Source organism: Cupriavidus sp. CuC1 (genome assembly GCF_044627735.1).
In the GTDB taxonomy this organism is placed as follows: domain Bacteria; phylum Pseudomonadota; class Gammaproteobacteria; order Burkholderiales; family Burkholderiaceae; genus Cupriavidus; species Cupriavidus ulmosensis.
The window spans coordinates 18,606-35,525 of sequence record NZ_JBIUHC010000107.1 but is presented as its reverse complement, the minus strand read 5'-3'; the positions used below and the strand labels follow the sequence as shown (position 1 = coordinate 35,525).

11 protein-coding genes and 1 pseudogene are annotated in these 16,920 nt (G+C 62.9%); 10 read left to right on the top strand and 2 right to left on the bottom strand.

What is annotated here, in order from left to right; all coding sequences use genetic code 11:
* Window positions 1-78: 78 nt before the first annotated feature.
* Window positions 79-192 (bottom strand): annotated as a pseudogene (locus ACGLHR_RS34870) (IS5/IS1182 family transposase); the annotation flags it as partial.
* Window positions 193-963: 771 nt separating this feature from the next.
* On the opposite strand from ACGLHR_RS34870, the gene ACGLHR_RS34865 reads away from it, so the two are divergent.
* Together ACGLHR_RS34865 and ACGLHR_RS34860 are read left to right on the top strand one after the other, a co-directional pair.
* The gene (locus ACGLHR_RS34865; protein ID WP_400099602.1) at window positions 964-1,371 is read left to right on the top strand and encodes an LLM class flavin-dependent oxidoreductase; all 408 of its coding nucleotides are present in this window, start codon (window positions 964-966) and stop codon (window positions 1,369-1,371) included.
* A gap of 326 nt (window positions 1,372-1,697) precedes the next feature.
* A complete protein-coding gene (locus ACGLHR_RS34860; protein WP_400099600.1) occupies window positions 1,698-7,205 on the top strand; it encodes an AAA family ATPase in 5,508 nt (1,835 codons plus the stop codon).
* Window positions 7,206-7,239: 34 nt separating this feature from the next.
* Here ACGLHR_RS34860 and ACGLHR_RS34855 read toward each other — a convergent pair whose 3' ends face one another.
* Window positions 7,240-7,848: a response regulator transcription factor gene (locus tag ACGLHR_RS34855; RefSeq protein WP_400099606.1), complete on the bottom strand. Its 609-nt coding sequence runs from the start codon at window positions 7,846-7,848 to the stop codon at window positions 7,240-7,242.
* A 520-nt stretch (window positions 7,849-8,368) separates the two neighbouring features.
* Here ACGLHR_RS34855 and ACGLHR_RS34850 point away from each other — a divergent pair.
* The 8 genes from ACGLHR_RS34850 to ACGLHR_RS34815 all read left to right on the top strand — a co-directional run bounded on the left by ACGLHR_RS34850 (window position 8,369) and on the right by ACGLHR_RS34815 (window position 16,428).
* On the top strand, window positions 8,369-9,055 hold the full coding sequence (locus ACGLHR_RS34850; RefSeq protein ID WP_045239908.1) for a hydrolase: 687 nt from the start codon (window positions 8,369-8,371) through the stop codon (window positions 9,053-9,055).
* 116 nt (window positions 9,056-9,171) lie between these two features.
* Entirely contained in the window at window positions 9,172-10,161 is a 990-nt protein-coding gene (locus ACGLHR_RS34845; protein WP_400099597.1) for an alpha/beta fold hydrolase, read from the top strand.
* An 81-nt stretch (window positions 10,162-10,242) separates the two neighbouring features.
* Window positions 10,243-12,108: an amidohydrolase gene (locus ACGLHR_RS34840; RefSeq protein ID WP_400099595.1), complete on the top strand. Its 1,866-nt coding sequence runs from the start codon at window positions 10,243-10,245 to the stop codon at window positions 12,106-12,108.
* Between the two features lie 28 nt (window positions 12,109-12,136).
* The gene (locus tag ACGLHR_RS34835) at window positions 12,137-12,571 is read left to right on the top strand and encodes a DoxX family protein (protein ID WP_400099593.1); all 435 of its coding nucleotides are present in this window, start codon (window positions 12,137-12,139) and stop codon (window positions 12,569-12,571) included.
* Entirely contained in the window at window positions 12,568-14,181 is a 1,614-nt protein-coding gene (locus ACGLHR_RS34830; protein WP_400099592.1) for an MFS transporter, read from the top strand. The genes ACGLHR_RS34835 and ACGLHR_RS34830 overlap by 4 nt, the downstream gene beginning before the upstream one ends.
* A gap of 38 nt (window positions 14,182-14,219) precedes the next feature.
* Window positions 14,220-14,501 (top strand): XapX domain-containing protein, encoded by a 282-nt coding sequence (locus ACGLHR_RS34825; protein WP_400099590.1) that lies wholly within the window; start codon window positions 14,220-14,222, stop codon window positions 14,499-14,501.
* Between the two features lie 16 nt (window positions 14,502-14,517).
* Window positions 14,518-15,666 (top strand): porin, encoded by a 1,149-nt coding sequence (locus tag ACGLHR_RS34820; protein ID WP_400099589.1) that lies wholly within the window; start codon window positions 14,518-14,520, stop codon window positions 15,664-15,666.
* A gap of 33 nt (window positions 15,667-15,699) precedes the next feature.
* A complete protein-coding gene (locus tag ACGLHR_RS34815) occupies window positions 15,700-16,428 on the top strand; it encodes a YoaK family protein (RefSeq protein WP_400099587.1) in 729 nt (242 codons plus the stop codon).
* Window positions 16,429-16,920 lie beyond the last annotated feature (492 nt).

Below are 16,920 nucleotides of genomic sequence, written 5' to 3'. Positions count from 1 at the left end.
CAGCCTGAGCGAGACTGATCGTCGCCCAAAGTCCGGAACTCCTTGAATACTCAAGGTGTGCTGGATTTAGCGCTTACCGTCAATCCACATCGTCACGTCGCCTCTCGCAATCAAGCCAGCGTTGTAGCTCGCCCAGTTCCTGACTCGATCGACACCTTTCGGCTCGCTTCGCCTGTGTTCGTCCTTGCGCATCTTCTCGGGAAAAAGTCGAGAATCTACGCAAGTCCCCGGAAAGTTAGCAGACGTGCCACCCTGGCTGTTGCATGTAAACGTCAGCTAGCACCAGCCGGATTTATGCGACAACGCCCAACCGATCAGGACGCCCATCCTGATTAGACCATCACAGATCGCGTCTCTACTGTTTCAGCCAGGCATGCTGTTCCCTGGCCGCATCCTCGCCGATCTGGGCCGCATGAGCCGCACCAAGCCGCATGCGCCTTGGATACGACCAGCATCGTCAAACCCAGTCCGCCCAGCACCCGCAGGACATGCTCGAGATTGACGCCCTTGCCATTTTCGGGCTTGGACAGCATGCCGACAGAGACACCGCAATGCCTCGCCGCCTGGTCAATGGGCTTCCCTTCCCCTGCGAGGGTGGCTCGAATGCGCTCGCCCAGTTGGTGAATGGTGCGAATCGTCGCGCGCGACGGTGGCGTCGGATCAGGTAGTGGTCGCGGCATGGGGCCCGTCCCATGAAGATGATCTCGACGCTGAAATCATCCGTCGCTAGGTGCCAGCGATGTTGCTCGGCAGTGCGGGCGATTTTCGCGGATGGCGTGGAGTTACTCGAGGTCTTGGGCATTGTCAGCGCGGCGCACGTTGCGTGCGCGGGTTTTTCAGGGCAGTACGGGCGCCGCTTTATTCGTGTGCGGCGCATGCTTCAGGAAAGCTACTTGGCCGGGAGATACGCATGAGAAAGCTTCTAGGACTTTGCACTGGGCACGTTTGCCACCTGCCGATTCGGTGCTGGAGACGATCACATGGGCCGCTGGGCTGCTGGCGCAGACGAAGAACCTGACGGTATTTGCCACCATCCATACCGCGGCCAACCACCCGGCGGTGGTGGCCAAGCAGATCGCGACGCTGGACCAGATCGGTCAGGGTCGCGCGGGCCTGAAGGACATCTACGGGCTGCCCAAGCCGTGCCACGGCGAGCGCCCGCCGATCCTGAACGCCGCGGGTTCGGGCAAAGGTCGCGACTTAGTCATCCAGAACGCCAACTTCCTGTTCACGCCGGCGATCGACCTGGCGCGCACCAAAGTGGAAGTGGCCGAACTGAAGGCAAAGGCCACCGGGCGGCGACTAGAGTGGGTGCATCCGGCAGGATGCGCCCAAGTTACGGCACCCGGAATCGGGAGGCAATCATATTGATAGCGCGCCCTATGCACCGGCAGCGAAGGAGAGTGCATAACCGGAACAACGGGGAAGCCGTCAAAAACCCTGGGATGCCGCCCTGCATCGGATTATCGTCCCGGTATCAAAGAGACGGAGAGCCGACATGCGATGCACGATCGTTCTCGAGTTCGATGATGGCGATGCCACCGCGGTCAAACACCGTTAAGGCGTCAACGTGGCAAAATTGCTTCGCTCGGCCGCCGTGACCAGCTCACCGGTACGACGGTTGCGGAGGCATTATGTCTGATGCATCCGGTCCAGAAACACCAAAGGCAGTTACCGATTTGAGAGCGGAACATCAGATGAACTCATTGTTTTCCTTCGGCACTGTGGCGGGCGTCGGCTTCCAGGTCGCATGGGAGGACGGCGATCGCGTTGTCGGTCGAGGCTCGCGACTCGGCCCAGATGGCGAGCCGAAGGCCGTGCTGGCTGTGTGGCCCGCAGCCGAGCACCCGCTGCCCTCTAGCCTCACTCGCCTCGCACACGAATACGGCTTACAGGGTGAGTTGGACGCCAGTTGGGCAGTGCGGCCGCTAGAACTTGTGCGGGAACATGGGCGGACTGTTTTGCTGCTTGAGGACCCCGGCGGTGAGCCGCTTGCCGGGCTACTGAGCGCCCCCATGGAGGTGGGTCGTTTCTTGCGTCTGGCCGTCAGCATCACCGCGGCCCTGGACCAGCTCCACCGGCGGGGTCTTATACACAAGGACCTCAAGCCGGCCCATATCCTGGTGAACGATGCCCTTAGCGAGGCACGGCTCACGGGCTTCGGCATTGCCTCGCGCCTGTCGCGCGAGCGCCAGCTACTGGCGCCACCGGGAGAGATCGCCGGCACGCTGGCCTACATGGCCCCCGAGCAGACCGGACGCATGAACCGGCCAATCGACGCGCGGAGCGACCTCTATTCGCTCGGCGTCACGTTCTATCAAATGCTCACGGGCGTGCTACCGTTTGCCACCGACGACCCGATGGATCTGTTGCACAGCCATCTCGCCCGGCAGCCAGTGCCGCCGGCGGAGCGGGTACCATCGATCCCGGCCTTGCTCTCCGCCATGGTGATGAAGCTGCTCGCCAAGACGGCGGAGGAGCGCTACCAGACGGCAGCCGGGCTGGAGGCCGATCTACGGCGCAGCCTGACCGCATGGGAAAGCCTGGGACGCGTTGACTCCTTCCCGCTTGGTGAGCATGACCTCCCTGATCGGCCGTTGATTCCGGAACGGCTCTACGGACGGGAGCGCGAGATTGAGACCTTGCTCGCTGCCTTCCATAGGGTGGTGACCCAGGGCACGCCAGAGATTGTGCTGGTCTCCGGCTACGCCGGTGTTGGGAAGACCTCGGCCGTGCTTGCGTTGCGCAGCGCACTGGTTCTCAGGAATGGCCTCTTTGCCTCGGGCAAGTTCGATCAGTACAAGCGAGACATCCCGTATGCGACTTTGGCACAGGCTTTCCAGAATCTGATCCGCCCACTACTGGGCAAGAGCGAGGCCGACTTGGCGCCATGGCGCGCCGCACTGGAGGAGGCGCTTGGCCCGAATGGCGGCCTCATGGTGTCGCTCATACCCGAGCTCGGGCTGATTCTAGGGCCGCAGGCGCCGGTTCCGGAGCTGCCGCCGCGCGACGAACAGCACCGATTCCAGATGGTTTTCCAGCGCCTGCTTGCCGTCTTTGCCCAACCCGCGCATCCGCTGGCACTCTTTCTAGACGACCTGCAGTGGGTGGATGCGGCAACACTTGATCTGCTCGAGTATCTGGCGACCCAGCCGGAGGTACGCCACGTGCTGCTTATCGGAGCCTATCGGAATAACGACGTCAAGCCCGGACATCCGTTGCTACTGCGATTGTCGGCAATCCGCCAGGCCGGAGCGCGGGTAAATGACATCGCACTTTCCCCCCTTGGGTTCGACGATGTAAGCAGACTCGTCGCCGATGCCTTGCATTGCGCACCAGGGGACGCCGCACCTCTGGCCCGCCTGGTGCAGGAGAAGACCGGCGGTAACCCATTTTTCGCCATCCAGTTCCTCACCGCCCTGACCGAAGAGGGGCTGCTCGTTTTCGATCATCATGGCGCGCGCTGGTCTTGGGACCTTGAGCAGATTCGGGCCAAGGGCTTCACCGACAATGTGGCCGATCTCATGCTCGCCAAGCTGAGGCGCCTTCCCGCGGCGACCCGCAACGCTCTGAAGCAGTTGGCGTGTCTCGGCAATGACGCGACGATCGCTATCCTGGCCATGGTCCAGGATGCCAGCGAGGCGGAGCTTGACGCGTCTCTGTGGCCAGCGGTACGCGCCGGACATGTGTTGCGTTTGGGAAATACCTACAGATTCCTGCACGATCGTATCCAGGAGGCGGCCTACGCGCTGATTCCTGAAGGCGCGCGGCCGGCAGCGCACCTCGCTATTGGCAGACGGCTCGCTGCGGGCACGCCGCCTGAGGCAATAGCGGAGCGTGTCTTCGATATCGTCGGCCAGCTCAACCGCGGCGCCGACCTCGTCACTGCAGCCGAGGAGCGGGAGCAAGTGGCTGAGCTGAATCTGCTCGCAGGCCAGCGCGCCAAGGCGTCCACGGCCTACGCCTCGGCGCTGACCTATCTCACCGCCGGTGCAGCGCTCGTGCAGGGGGACGCCTGGAAGCACCGGCCCAAGTTTGCTTTCGCGTTCGAGTTCCACCTCGCCGAATGCGAATTTCTGACCGGCGCGTCGGCCGCGGCGGACGCGCGCCTGGCCGAGCTCGCGCGCCGTGCCGCCAGCCTCCCCGATCTAGCCTCCGTCACCCAGCTGCGGCTGGAGCTGTTTCTGGCCATCGGCCAGCGCGAGCGCGCCGTCGAGGTGGGCCTCGACTACCTGTGCCGCGCCGGCATCCAATGTTCGGCACACCCGACAGATGAGGAGGTTCTACAGGAATACGATCGGATTTGGCGGCAGCTTGGCGACCGCCCGATCGAGGCGCTGCTCGACCTACCGCTGCTGACCAATGCGGTCGCGAGCGAGACGATGGATGTCCTGACTGCGCTAATGCTGCCGGCCTGGTATACCGACGTGAACTTGGGCTCCCTCATCATCGGACGGATGGCAAACCTCAGCCTCGAGCATGGCAACAGCGACGCGTCGTGCCTCGCCTATACCTGGCTCGGCATGATCCTGGGGCCTCAATCCGGCGACTACAAGGCGGCATTCCGCTTCGGCCAGCTCGGCCTGAACCTGGTCGAGCAGCGCGGGCTGGACCGTTTCAGGGCCCGCGTCTACCAGGCTTTCGGGGGCCACGTGATGCAATGGACACAACCCATCCGAGCCGCGCGCAGCCTGGTGCGGCGCGCTTTCGACGTGGCCAGCAAGCTCGGTGACCTCACCTACGCGTCCTTCGCGCGCAACAACCTCATTACGCAGTTGCTCGCGTGCGGCGATCCGCTTGCCGAGGTGCAGAACGAAGCTGAGGCCACGATCGACTTCGCGCGCCGGGCGAGGTTCGGTCTCGCCGTCGACCGGGCTACCCCCCAGCTCCAGCTAGCGCGAACTCTGCGCGGCCTGACCCCGGTCTTCGGGGTCTTCGATGATGATGAGTTCGACGAGCAGCAGTTTGAGCGGTATCTGGATGAGGCTCCGGGCCCCACGCTCGCCACCTGCTGGTACTGGATCCGAAAACTGCAGGCACGCTTCCTCGCCGGCGACCACCCAGCCGCCATAGCGGCGGCGGACAGGGCAAAACGTCTCCTCTGGACATCGCCATCGTTCTTCGAGCAGGCGGAATACCACTTCTACGCCGCGTTGGCGCGGGCCGCATGCTGCGGCACGGCCGACGCGCCACAACGGGCCCAGCACCTGGAGGCATTGGCCGCCCATCATCGCCAGCTCCTTATCTGGGCCGAGCATTGCCCAGAGAATTTCGAGAACAGAGCCGCATTGGTTGGCGCGGAAATCGCCCGCCTAGATGGGCGCGAAGTTGATGCGATGGGCCTCTACGAGCAGGCCATCCGCTCCGCACAGGACAATGATTTCATCCATAACCAGGCGCTCGCCAACGAGTTGGCCGCGCGGTTCTATGCCGGCCGTGGCTTCGAGAAGGTTGCACGCGTGTATTTGCAGGACGCCCGCCACAGCTATCTCCGCTGGGGCGCCGATGGTAAGGTGCGGCAACTTGATGCGTTGTATCCGCACCTCTGTGGGGAAGAGCGGGCGCCCGCACCGACGATGACAATCGGCGCACCGGTCGAACACCTGGACCTCGCCACCGTGATTGCCGTGACGCAGGCGGTCTCGGGCGAGATCGTCCTGGACAAGTTACTCGACACACTCATGCGCACCGCGATTGAACAGGCCGGCGCGGAACGGGGGCTGCTGATCTTGCCCCGAGGGGACGAGCAGCGCATTGCGGCAGAGGCTACGACCGGTGGCGATACTGTCACGGTGCAGCTCCGCGACGAGAGCGTGACTGCGACTGCGCTGCCGGTATCAATGCTCCACTATGTCCTGCGCACCCGCGAGAACATAAATCTCGACAATGCCGCGACACAGAACCCATTTTCCGCCGATCCGTACATTCTGCAGCATCATGCCCGATCCGTTCTCTGCCTCCCGTTGCTTACGCAGGCCAAGCTCGTCGGTGTGCTCTACCTCGAGAACAACCTCGCGCCACGCGTCTTCGTGCCAACCCGCACCACCGTGCTGAAGCTGCTCGCCTCGCAGGCGGCGACCGCGCTGGAGATTACTTGTTTGTACCGGGATCTCGCACAACGCGAAGCGAAGATTCAGCGCTTGGTCGAGGCCAACATCATCGGGATCTGCATCTGGCACATGGACGGCCGAATCCTCGAGGCCAATGACGCGTTCCTCCGCATGCTGGGCTACGACCGCGAGGACCTCGCCTCAGCCCCTTTGCGCTGGACGGACCTGACGCCCCCGGACTGGCGCGAGCGTGACGCAAGGTTGGTCCAGGACCTTCGGATCAGCGGGACCTTGCCGCCGTTCGAAAAAGAGTTCTTCCGCAAGGATGGAAGCCGCGTGCTCGTCCTGCTAGGGTGCGCGACATTCGAAGAGGGTGGGGACCAAGGTGTCTCCTACATACTTGATCTAACCGAGCGCAAGCGCGCCGAGCAGGCGCTGCACCAGGCACAGGCCGAACTTGCACACGTTACCCGCGTGACGACGTTGAACGCGCTGACAGCCTCGATCGCTCACGAGGTCAACCAGCCGTTGACCGCCATCGTCACCAACGCCAATGCGGCCCTGCGCTGGATCGCTCGCCAGCCGCCCGATCTCGGCGAGGTGCGAGAGACGTTGGGGCGCATCGTTCAGGATGGCCATCGGGCTGGCGCAGTGATTGGAGGAATGCGTGCGCTGCTGAAGAAGACGGCCGTCGTCACGGCGCGCCTTGACATGAACACCCTTATCGAAGACACGAATGCCCTGATCCAGGGAGAGGTAGGCCGCCATCAAGTCCTGCTCCGGACGGAGCTGGCGCCTGACCTGCCGCCGGTTGTGGGTGACCGGGTGCAGTTGCAGCAGGTGCTCCTGAACCTGATGATGAATAGCATCGAGGCAATGAAAGAGGTGGCAGAGCGGCCGCGGGAACTGCTGATTCGGTCGCGCCTCGACGCATCGGGGGCTGTGCTGGTTGCCGTTCAGGATGCTGGCATCGGGCTGGAGCCCCAAGATCTGGAGCGGGTTTTCCAGACCTTCTTCACTACCAAGGCGGAGGGTCTGGGCATGGGTCTGGCGATCTGCCGGTTGATCATCGAGGCACACGGAGGGCGGCTGTGGGCGAGCCCCAATGTGCCTTACGGCGCCGTGTTTCAGTTCACCCTGCAGCGTCAAGACTAGATGCCTCCCGCCGACGGCGGGAGGCTACAGGGACTCAAAGCGGCGACTCGCAAATGCCGAGCTGCTGTGCCATCAATACAAGCTCGGCAAAGGTGCGTGCCTTCATCTTGCGCATGGCCTGGCCGCGATGAATTTTCACGGTGACCTCGCTGATACTTAGCTCGCTAGCGATCTGCTTGTTTAGCAGACCGGTCACCGCCATGCGCATGACCTCGCCCTCACGCGGCGTCAGGCTCTGGTAGTTGGCTCGCAGTTCATCCAGCTTACGCATGCCATGGCGGCGATGCTGATCCTTTTGCAAGGCAGCCGCCACGGCATCGAGCAGGTCCTGCTCGCGGAATGGCTTCGCCAGAAAATCCTCAGCACCAGCCTTCATAGCGGCAACGGTCATGGGGATGTCGCCGTAACCAGTCATAAAAATGATTGGGATTTGGATGTCCATTTGGGACAGCCGAGTCTGTAGGTCCAGGCCACTCTGCCCGCGGAGCCTGACATCGAGCAGAAGGCAAGTGGGCGCGTCCGGGAACGCGAATGCTAGCAGTTCGGCAGCGGATGCGAACAGTGCGACGCGCATCCCGACTGATCGGAAGAGGTTCTCCAACGCGCCGCGAAGCATCGCGTCGTCATCAACGATTAGCACCATCGCTTCATCACTCGCACTGGTGTCCGCGGTTATGAAGCTGTCGATTGTCACAGTCAATCTCCAGTGCACTCATCGGTACGCGGGGTCTGGGCAGGCCCACTCACGCCAATTTGGCATGACCCCAGCAAAACATTATATTACATCACATTGCCGGGTCCTGAATACTTATACCATGGGGTTAGTTCGGCGTGGATCTTGGAGCCAGCCCCAGCCTGCCAGTATGCAGGGTGCGGCACATCAGAGTCGCACACAGCTATGTCTCCCCCACGCCGCAAGGGCCGGCGAAGCTATTCCCGTTTGCTGTGGCACGGCCCTGGCGGCGTCGCGATGAAACCAAGGCCGCGCACGACTAATACGAATCGACAATGGCCATGACCGACAGCGCCGGCTATTCTTGCGTCAGGTTGCGATTCGGATACAAACGCCAGTCGCGGCCCTTATGCCTAGCCGCCCCGACGCGGCTCTGTCGCGGCGGCTGGTGCCGCGGCAGCCCTACTCTCGCCCCCAACAGGAGCACGCAATGTCCAATCCCAATCTTGAAGTCCTCACCCCGCAGAACAGCCAGCTGATCTTCATCGACCATCAACCGCAGATGGCTTTCGGCGTCCAGTCGATGGACCGCCAGGCGATGAAGAACAACGTCGTCGGCCTGGCCAAGGCGGCAAAGATCTTCAATATCCCGACGACGATCACCACCGTCGAGAGCGAGTCGTTCTCGGGCTTCACCTATCCGGAACTGCTCGACGTGTTCCCGGACCAGAAGACGCTGGAGCGCACCTCGATGAACTCGTGGGACGACCAGAAGGTGCGCGATGCGCTCAAGGCCAACGGCCGCAACAAGGTGATCGTGGCCGGCCTGTGGACTGAGGTCTGCAACACCACCTTCGCGCTGTGCGCCATGCTCGAAGGCAACTACGAGATCTACATGGTCGCCGACGCCTCGGGCGGCACCAGCAAGGAAGCCCACGACTACGCCATGCAACGCATGGTCCAGGCCGGCGTGGTGCCGGTGACCTGGCAGCAGGTGCTGCTCGAATGGCAACGCGACTGGGCCCACCGCGACACCTATGACGCCGTAATGAAGCTGGTGAAGGAACACTCGGGCGCCTATGGCATGGGTGTCGACTACGCGTACACGATGGTCCACAAGGCCGCCCAGCGCACGGCTACGGGGCACGAATCCATCGCCCCGGTGCCCGCACGCTAAACGCTGATCAAGAAGAAGATAGTCATCGGCCTACGCACGATTTCCGTGTATAGGCCGATGCAACCAGCGATCTCTTTCATCCAGCATTTCGAGCCAACTTTCGGCTAGCCCTAATCATGCAAATAGAACACATCCAGGAACACGGTCACAACATCGATGCATCGCGCCGGCAACTGCTGGTAGGTAGCACTGTTGGCGCCGCGGCCGCATCGGTGGCGTCGCTTGCCGCACTGACGCCCACGGCCGCGCAAGCCGCGCCGGCCAGCAGCCGCGCCACGAAGCAGGGCCACTACGTCACGACCAAAGACGGCACGCGCATCTTCTACAAGGACTGGGGCACGGGCAGCCCGGTAGTGTTCTCGCACGGCTGGCCGCTCAATGCCGACGCCTGGGACGCCCAGATGCTGTACCTGGTGCAGAAGGGCTTTCGCGTGATCGCCCATGACCGTCGCGGCCATGGCCGTTCGGACCAGCCCGCGCAGGGCAACAACATGGACACCTACGCCGACGACCTGGCCGCGCTGCTGGACGCCCTCGACATCAAAGGCGCCACACTGGTTGGCCACTCCACCGGCGGCGGCGAAGTGGCGCACTACATCGGCCGTCATGGCACGAAGCGCGTGGCCAAGGCGGTATTAATCGGCGCGGTGCCGCCAATCATGCTCAAGACCGCGGCCAACCCGAACGGGCTGCCGATGGAAGTGTTCGACAGCATCCGCAAGAACGTGACGGAGAACCGCTCGCAGTTCTACAAGGACCTGACTACGCCCTTCTTCGGCTCCAACCGCCCCGGCGCAAAGGTTTCGCAGGGCACCATCGATGCGTTCTGGGCACAGGGCATGACCGGTGGCATTCTGGGCCAGTACGCATGCATCAAGGAGTTCTCAGAGGTGGACTACACCGAGGACCTGAAGAAAATCACCGTGCCGACGCTGATCCTGCATGGTGACGACGACCAGATCGTGCCCATCGACAATTCGGCCCGCCTGTCGGCCAAGATCGTCAAGAACGCCACGCTCAAGGTCTACCCGGGCGCATCGCATGGCATGTGCGTAATCAACGCCGATCAGGTCAATGCCGACCTGCTTGCCTTTCTGAACAGCTAAGCCGCGATGTCAGTTACCCGCCGGCAATTCATCGCCTCTGCTGCCGCCCTCGGTGCGGCAGCCTCTTCGGATCTTCTCGCCATGACCCCGAACCCGACTCCCGACCTGATCCTCGTCAACGGCAAGTTCGCCACGCTCGACAAGTCCAACCCGCAGGCCGACGCGGTCGCAATCCGCGACGGCCGCTTCGTGGGGGTGGGTGTGCGCCAGGACATCATGAAGCTCTCCGGGCCGCAGACAAACGTGATCGACCTGAACGGCCGGCGGGCCATTCCCGGGCTGATTGACAGCCACATGCACATCATCCGCGGCGGCCTGAACTACAACATGGAGTTGCGCTGGGACGGTGTGCGTTCGCTGGCCGATGCGATGCGCGTGCTCAAGGAACAGGTGGCGCGCACGCCCGCCCCACAATGGGTGCGCGTGGTCGGCGGGTTCACGGAACACCAGTTCGTGGAAAAACGCTTGCCAACCATCGAGGAACTGAACGCCGTGGCGCCCGATACCCCGGTATTCATCCTGCACCTCTATGACCGCGCCATCCTGAACGGCGCCGCGCTGCGCGCAGTGGGCTACAACAAGGACACGCCGAATCCGCCGGGTGGCGAGATCGTGCGCGACGCGCGCGGCAATCCCACAGGGCTGCTGCTGGCCAAGCCGAACGCGACGATTCTCTATGCGACGCTCGCCAAGGGGCCGAAGCTGCCGCCCGAATACCAGAAGAACTCCACGCGCCACTTCATGCGCGAGGTGAACCGGCTGGGCGTGACCGGCGTGATCGATGCCGGCGGCGGCTATCAGAACTACCCCGAGGACTACAACATCATCGAGGAGCTGCACAAGGACGGGCAGCTCACGGTGCGGCTGGCGTACAACCTGTTCACGCAGAAGCCGAAGGAAGAACTGAGCGACTTCAAGACCTGGACGTCGACCGTCAAGCCAGGCCAGGGCGATGACCTCTACCGCCACAATGGCGCCGGCGAAATGCTGGTCTACACGGCGGCCGACTTCGAGGACTTCCGTGTCGAGCGCCCCGACATGGCGCCGTCGATGGAAGCCGATCTGGAGCCGGTTATCCGCCTGCTGGCGGAAAAGCGCTGGCCGTGGCGCCTGCATGCCACCTACAACGAGACCATCACGCGTGCGCTGGACGTCTACGAGAAAGTCGCCAAGGACATCCCGTTTGACGGCCTGAACTGGTTCTTCGACCACGCCGAGACCATCAGCGACCGCAATATAGACCGCATCGCCGCGCTGGGCGGCGGCATTGCCGTGCAGCACCGCATGGCATACCAGGGCGAGTACTTCGTCGAGCGCTATGGCGCCCGCGCCGCCGAAGCCACGCCGCCGATCAAGAAGATGCTCGAGAAGGGCGTCAAGGTCGGTGCCGGCACGGACGCGACGCGCGTGGCGTCCTACAACCCGTGGGTGTCGCTGTACTGGCTGACCACCGGCAAGACCGTCGGCGGCATGTCGATGTATCCGCAGGCCAACCTGCTGGACCGCGACACGGCGCTGCGGCTGTGGACCGAAGCCAACACGTGGTTCTCGTCTGAAGTGGGCAAGAAGGGCCAGATCAAGGTGGGTCAGCTGGCCGACCTGGCGGTGCTGTCGCAGGACTACTTCAGCGTGCCGGGTGACGAGATCCAGGACATCACCTCGGTGATGACGATCCTCGGCGGCAAAGTGGTCTATGGCGATAGCGAGTTCGGCAAGCTGTCGCCGGAGATTCCGCCGGCCATGCCGGACTGGTCGCCGGCCCGTCATGGCAGCCAGTATCAGCCGCGCCCTCAAGCGAAGGCGCTGGCGCTGAACACCGCGTGCGGCTGCGCCAGTTCGTGCGGCGTGCATGGCCATGCGCATGCAAAGGCGTGGACCTCGGGCGTGCCGACGTCGGACGAAAGCACGTTCTGGGGCGCGCTGGGCTGCTCGTGCTGGGCATTCTGATCCACGTTGACCACATCGGAGAGCGGCCATGACCATCTCGACGCCCCCGCTAACCACGGCCGGCAACAACACCCACCGGCTGCCTCGCTGGCTGCGCTGGATCGCCCTGCTTTTGCTGTGCGCAGCCTACCTGCAGGGCGGTTTGGTCAAGCTGTTCGACTTCTCCAGCGCAGTGACAGAGATGCAGCACTTCGGCCTGTCGCCTGCCGTGCCGCTGGCCGGGGCGACGATTGCGCTGGAGCTTGGTGCGTCGGCGATGATCCTGACCGGCTTCTGGCGTTGGCTCGGCGCACTGGCGCTGGCGGCGTTCACGCTGATGGCCACGTTCCTGGCCAACCGGTTTTGGAGCGCACCGCCCGAGGCGCAGTTCATGATGGCTAACGCGTTCTTCGAACATCTGGGCCTGGTGGGTGGGTTCATGCTCGTGGCGTGGGATGACCTTCGCACGCGGAGACAACCATGACGCAATCTGCCATCTCCGCGGCCAAGCCTGCATCGGGCGGCACGTTTGCCCCGCTGGCCCAGCCCACGTTCGCGGTACTGTGGGTGGCCACGATCCTCGGTAACATCGGCAGCTTCATGCGCGATGTGGCCAGCGCATGGCTGGCAACCGATCTTTCCACTTCACCGGCAGCGGTCGCCACGATCCAGGCGGCCGCCACGCTCCCCGTCTTCCTGCTTGTGATTCCGGCCGGTGTGCTCTCCGACATCCTCGACCGGCGCCGCTTCCTGATTGTGATCCAGATCGGACTGGCCATGGTCAGCGGCACGCTGATGCTGCTGGCGTGGCGCCAGGCGCTGACAATCGAAATCCTGATTGCACTGGCGTTCGTCGGCGGTGTGGGCGCGGCGATGATGGGGCCGACGTGGCAGTCGATCGTGCCCGAGCTCGTGCCGCCGAGCACGCTACGACAGGCCGTAGCACTGAACTCGCTGGGCGTGAACGTCGCCCGTGCGATTGGACCGGCTACCGGGGGTCTACTGCTCGCAGCATTCGGCGCGGCTGCCGCGTATAGCGCAGACCTGCTCAGCTATGTGTTCGTCATCGCTGCGCTGATCTGGTGGAAGCGTCCCGAACAACCAAGCGATCCGCTGCGCGAGCACTTCTTCAGCGCTTTCCGGGCAGGCTTACGCTTCACGCGCGCGCACAGCAAGCTGCACGTAGTATTGGCGCGCGCCGCCGTGCATTTTGCCTTCGGCAGCGGCGTATGGGCGTTGTTGCCGCTGGTAGCCCGTCAGCTGTTGCATGGCGGTGCCGGCCTCTATGGTGTGTTGCTGGGCGCAGTCGGCGCCGGCGCGATCCTTGGCGCGCTGACGATGTCCAAGCTGCAGCAGCGGCTCGATGCAGATGGCATGGTGCTGTTGTCCGCGATCGTCACGGCGGTCGTCATGGCGGCGCTGTCGAGCGCACCACCCATATGGCTGGCATTGCCGCTACTGTTGCTGCTCGGCGCCGCGTGGATCATGGCGCTGACCACGCTCGGCGGCGCGGCGCAGGCGATCCTGCCGAACTGGGTGCGTGGTCGCGCGCTGGCGGTGTACCAGATGGTGTTCAACGGCGCGCTGGCTGGCGGCAGCCTGCTCTGGGGCTTCGTGGCGCAAGCATTGGGGACGCCGCACGCGTTGCTGATTGCCGCGGCGGGACTGGTCGTTACCGCGCTGATCCTGAACCGCATGCGGCTGCCTCGCGGCGAAGAAGACCTCGGTCCCGCACGTCACTGGCCCGAACCGGAGATGGCCGGCGAGATCGCGCACGACCGTGGTCCGGTGATGATCCTGATCGAATATTGCATCCCCCCCGCCAACCGCGATGCGTTCCTGCATGCGGTGCACAAGCTGTCGGAAGAGCGTCTGCGCGACGGCGCGTTCAACTGGGGCGTGATGGAAGATCCGGCCAACCCCGAACTACTGACCGAGTGGTTCCTGGTCGAGTCGTGGGCCGAGCACCTCCGCCAGCACCAGCGGGTGCCCAATGCCGATGCCGATCTGCAACGCGACGTGGCAGATTTCCACGTGGGCGCCAAGCCGCCGCAGGTGCGGCACCTGCTCGGACTGGGCCTGCCGCCGGCGTAGCGTCGCACCGATTTCCCCCCTTTCCAACCTTGTCTCATATGAAGCTCTATCTCATCTCCCTTGGCGCCGGCATCCTGGTCGGCATCATCTATGCATTGATACAGGTCCGCTCGCCTGCGCCGCCCGCAATTGCTTTGATCGGGCTGCTGGGCATGCTGATTGGCGAGCAGGTCGTGCCGCCGGTCAAGCGCATGCTGGCTGGAGAGCCAGTAACCATTGCATGGTTCCGCGGCGAATGCGTCCCGAAGATTACGGGTACACCGCCCAATGCGGACACGACCGTTGATCCGTCGGCATCCCTCCGCGCGCGTAGCAAATAAGGGAACCAGTAACGCCATGAGTCGTTTCCGAAACCAGCCCGAAGCACTTACCAGCCGTACTAACGCAATCGTGCCCCGGCGCATCTACGTCGCCTTGGCAGCGTCCTTGTCCGCGGCCGCGGCACCTGCCGTGGCGGACAACAATGTCGCGATCTATGGTCGGCTGAACACAGCAATCGAGTATGTGACCGTGACCACCGCAACCGACGGCACCAGATTAGGCAATACGGCGCGCCTCACGAATAACCGCTCCGTGTTTGGCATGCGGGGCGAGGAACAATTGGCCAATGGGATCAAGGCGATCTGGCAAATCGAAAGTGCCCTGTCGATTGACAACGGCACGGGGCAAATTGCCGCGCGAGATACCCGGCTCGGCCTTCAGAGCCCGTACGGCACCCTCTTCATGGGCAACTGGGACACACCATACACAAGTGCGACCAAGAGCTACGACCCGTATTACCCCACCACTGCGGGTTACATGGCACTGATAGGCAATGGCGCTGCGTCTACCAGCGACAATGTCCAGAACACCAGCTCATTTGATCGACGGCAGAAGAACTCATTGCACTACCAGTCGCCGACGTGGCACGGCTTGAGCGGCGCCATTGCCTGGGGATTGCCGGAAGAAAAGACAACGGTGCCGCGCAATCCAGCGATGTATTCCTTTGCCACCGCCTATGACCACGGCAACCTGAGCCTGACGCTTGCCTATGAAATCCACCAGCACTATCAGACCAGCGGACGCAACGACGACGCAATCAAGGCAGGAATTTCCTACCAGTTCCCGTCGACGCGCGTCAGTGCCCTGTATGAACGCCTGCACTATCGCACCGCCACTGGAGACCTTACGCGCGATGGCTACTATGTCTCGCTGATACAGCAGCTTGGCACCGGTAGCATACGCGCCGGCTTCGCCTTTGTCGGCAATGGCACTGGCACGGCTACAGAAACGATTGGATCCGTCCGCAGTGGTTCGGAAACCGGCGCATTTCAGGTAACTGTCGGCTATGACTATCCCCTTTCCAAGCGAACTGCGCTATACGCTTACTACAGCCGCATCAACAACCGCAGCAACGCGACCTATGACTTCGCCATCAATAACATCGGCATCAGGGCTGGCGCCGACCCGCAGACGTTCGCCATTGCGATGCGGCACAGCTTCTGACCGTCCGCTGACCAACCCTCGTGGGAGACCGCATTGACACCCACACAGCTTCCTGACACGGGCCGCCGCGCCGATCTTTCAGGACCGGCGTTCGGCTGCATCCTAGCCTTCGTCGCTGGCTATGTAGACGTGGTCGGCTTCATTTCACTATTCGGCCTATTTACGGCGCACGTGACAGGAAACTTCGTGATGATCGGCGTCGACATCGCCGGTGATTCGACGGGCCTGCTCGCCAAACTGCTTGCGCTGCCGACTTTTGCCTTGGCGGTTGCTGCCGCCAGGCTGACCGAGTCACGCATCGTACGGGACAAACAATCGGCACCCTCGCTGTTGCTATTTGCCGAGGCCGCGGCGCTGGTTCTCTTCATAATTGCCGGACTCCACGCCTCTCCCATTTCTGATCCGGGTACGCCGGCGGCCGTCGGCGCCAGCATGCTTGCCGTAGTGGCCATGGGTATTCAGAACTCACTGTCCAGGACGTCTTTGTCAGACCTTGGCCCCACTACGATCATGACGGGAAATACCACGCAAATTATCATTGACTTGGTGGATTTACCATCCGCATCTGAGGCGGAACGCACAGCCATACGCGGCCGGCTCAAAAAGATGGTACCGGCGCTCGCGGGTTTCGCATCGGGCGCCGCTCTCGGCGCCCTTGGCTATTCGATGCTTTCGATCTGGTGTGTCATGCTGCCAGCCGTATTGCTGACGGCGCTCAGTCTATTGACTTGGCGCAATGGCGCAAACAGCCTTCAGAAGTGAATTGGCAGACGAGTGAATTCGAGACGCCCTCGCCTTCCTACGCTACATAGCTTGCAATCGGCAGAAGATCACCGCTGATCGAGCCTTGAGAACTTCCCCCGGCTCAACGAGGCTGCATGATCGAGTCGGGGGAAGCTTATCTTCAAAAGCGATAGCGTAGATAGCCGGTGTAGAAGTTGCTGCCCGGATTAGGCCCACGCGGCAATAGGCGGCGACAGTCTGTCCGCAGTGCGCGCGGACTGGCACTCGCCTGCGGTCTGCGATCGAACTGCTGGCGGCACCAAGCCAAGCAAAGTCTCGTGCCTTCGAGCATTTCAGCAAGATAACGCGTCACTGCGGGCAAGCAGGCCGACTGCAGGCTAAGGAAGCGACGCTGCTCCCCTACTACTGCAGTATCGACAATCCCAATAGCGCCATCAACCATCAACCATCAACCATCAATCATCAAACGGTCCCGGGGTCGCCCGCACCCACAAGGACTTTTGAATATGC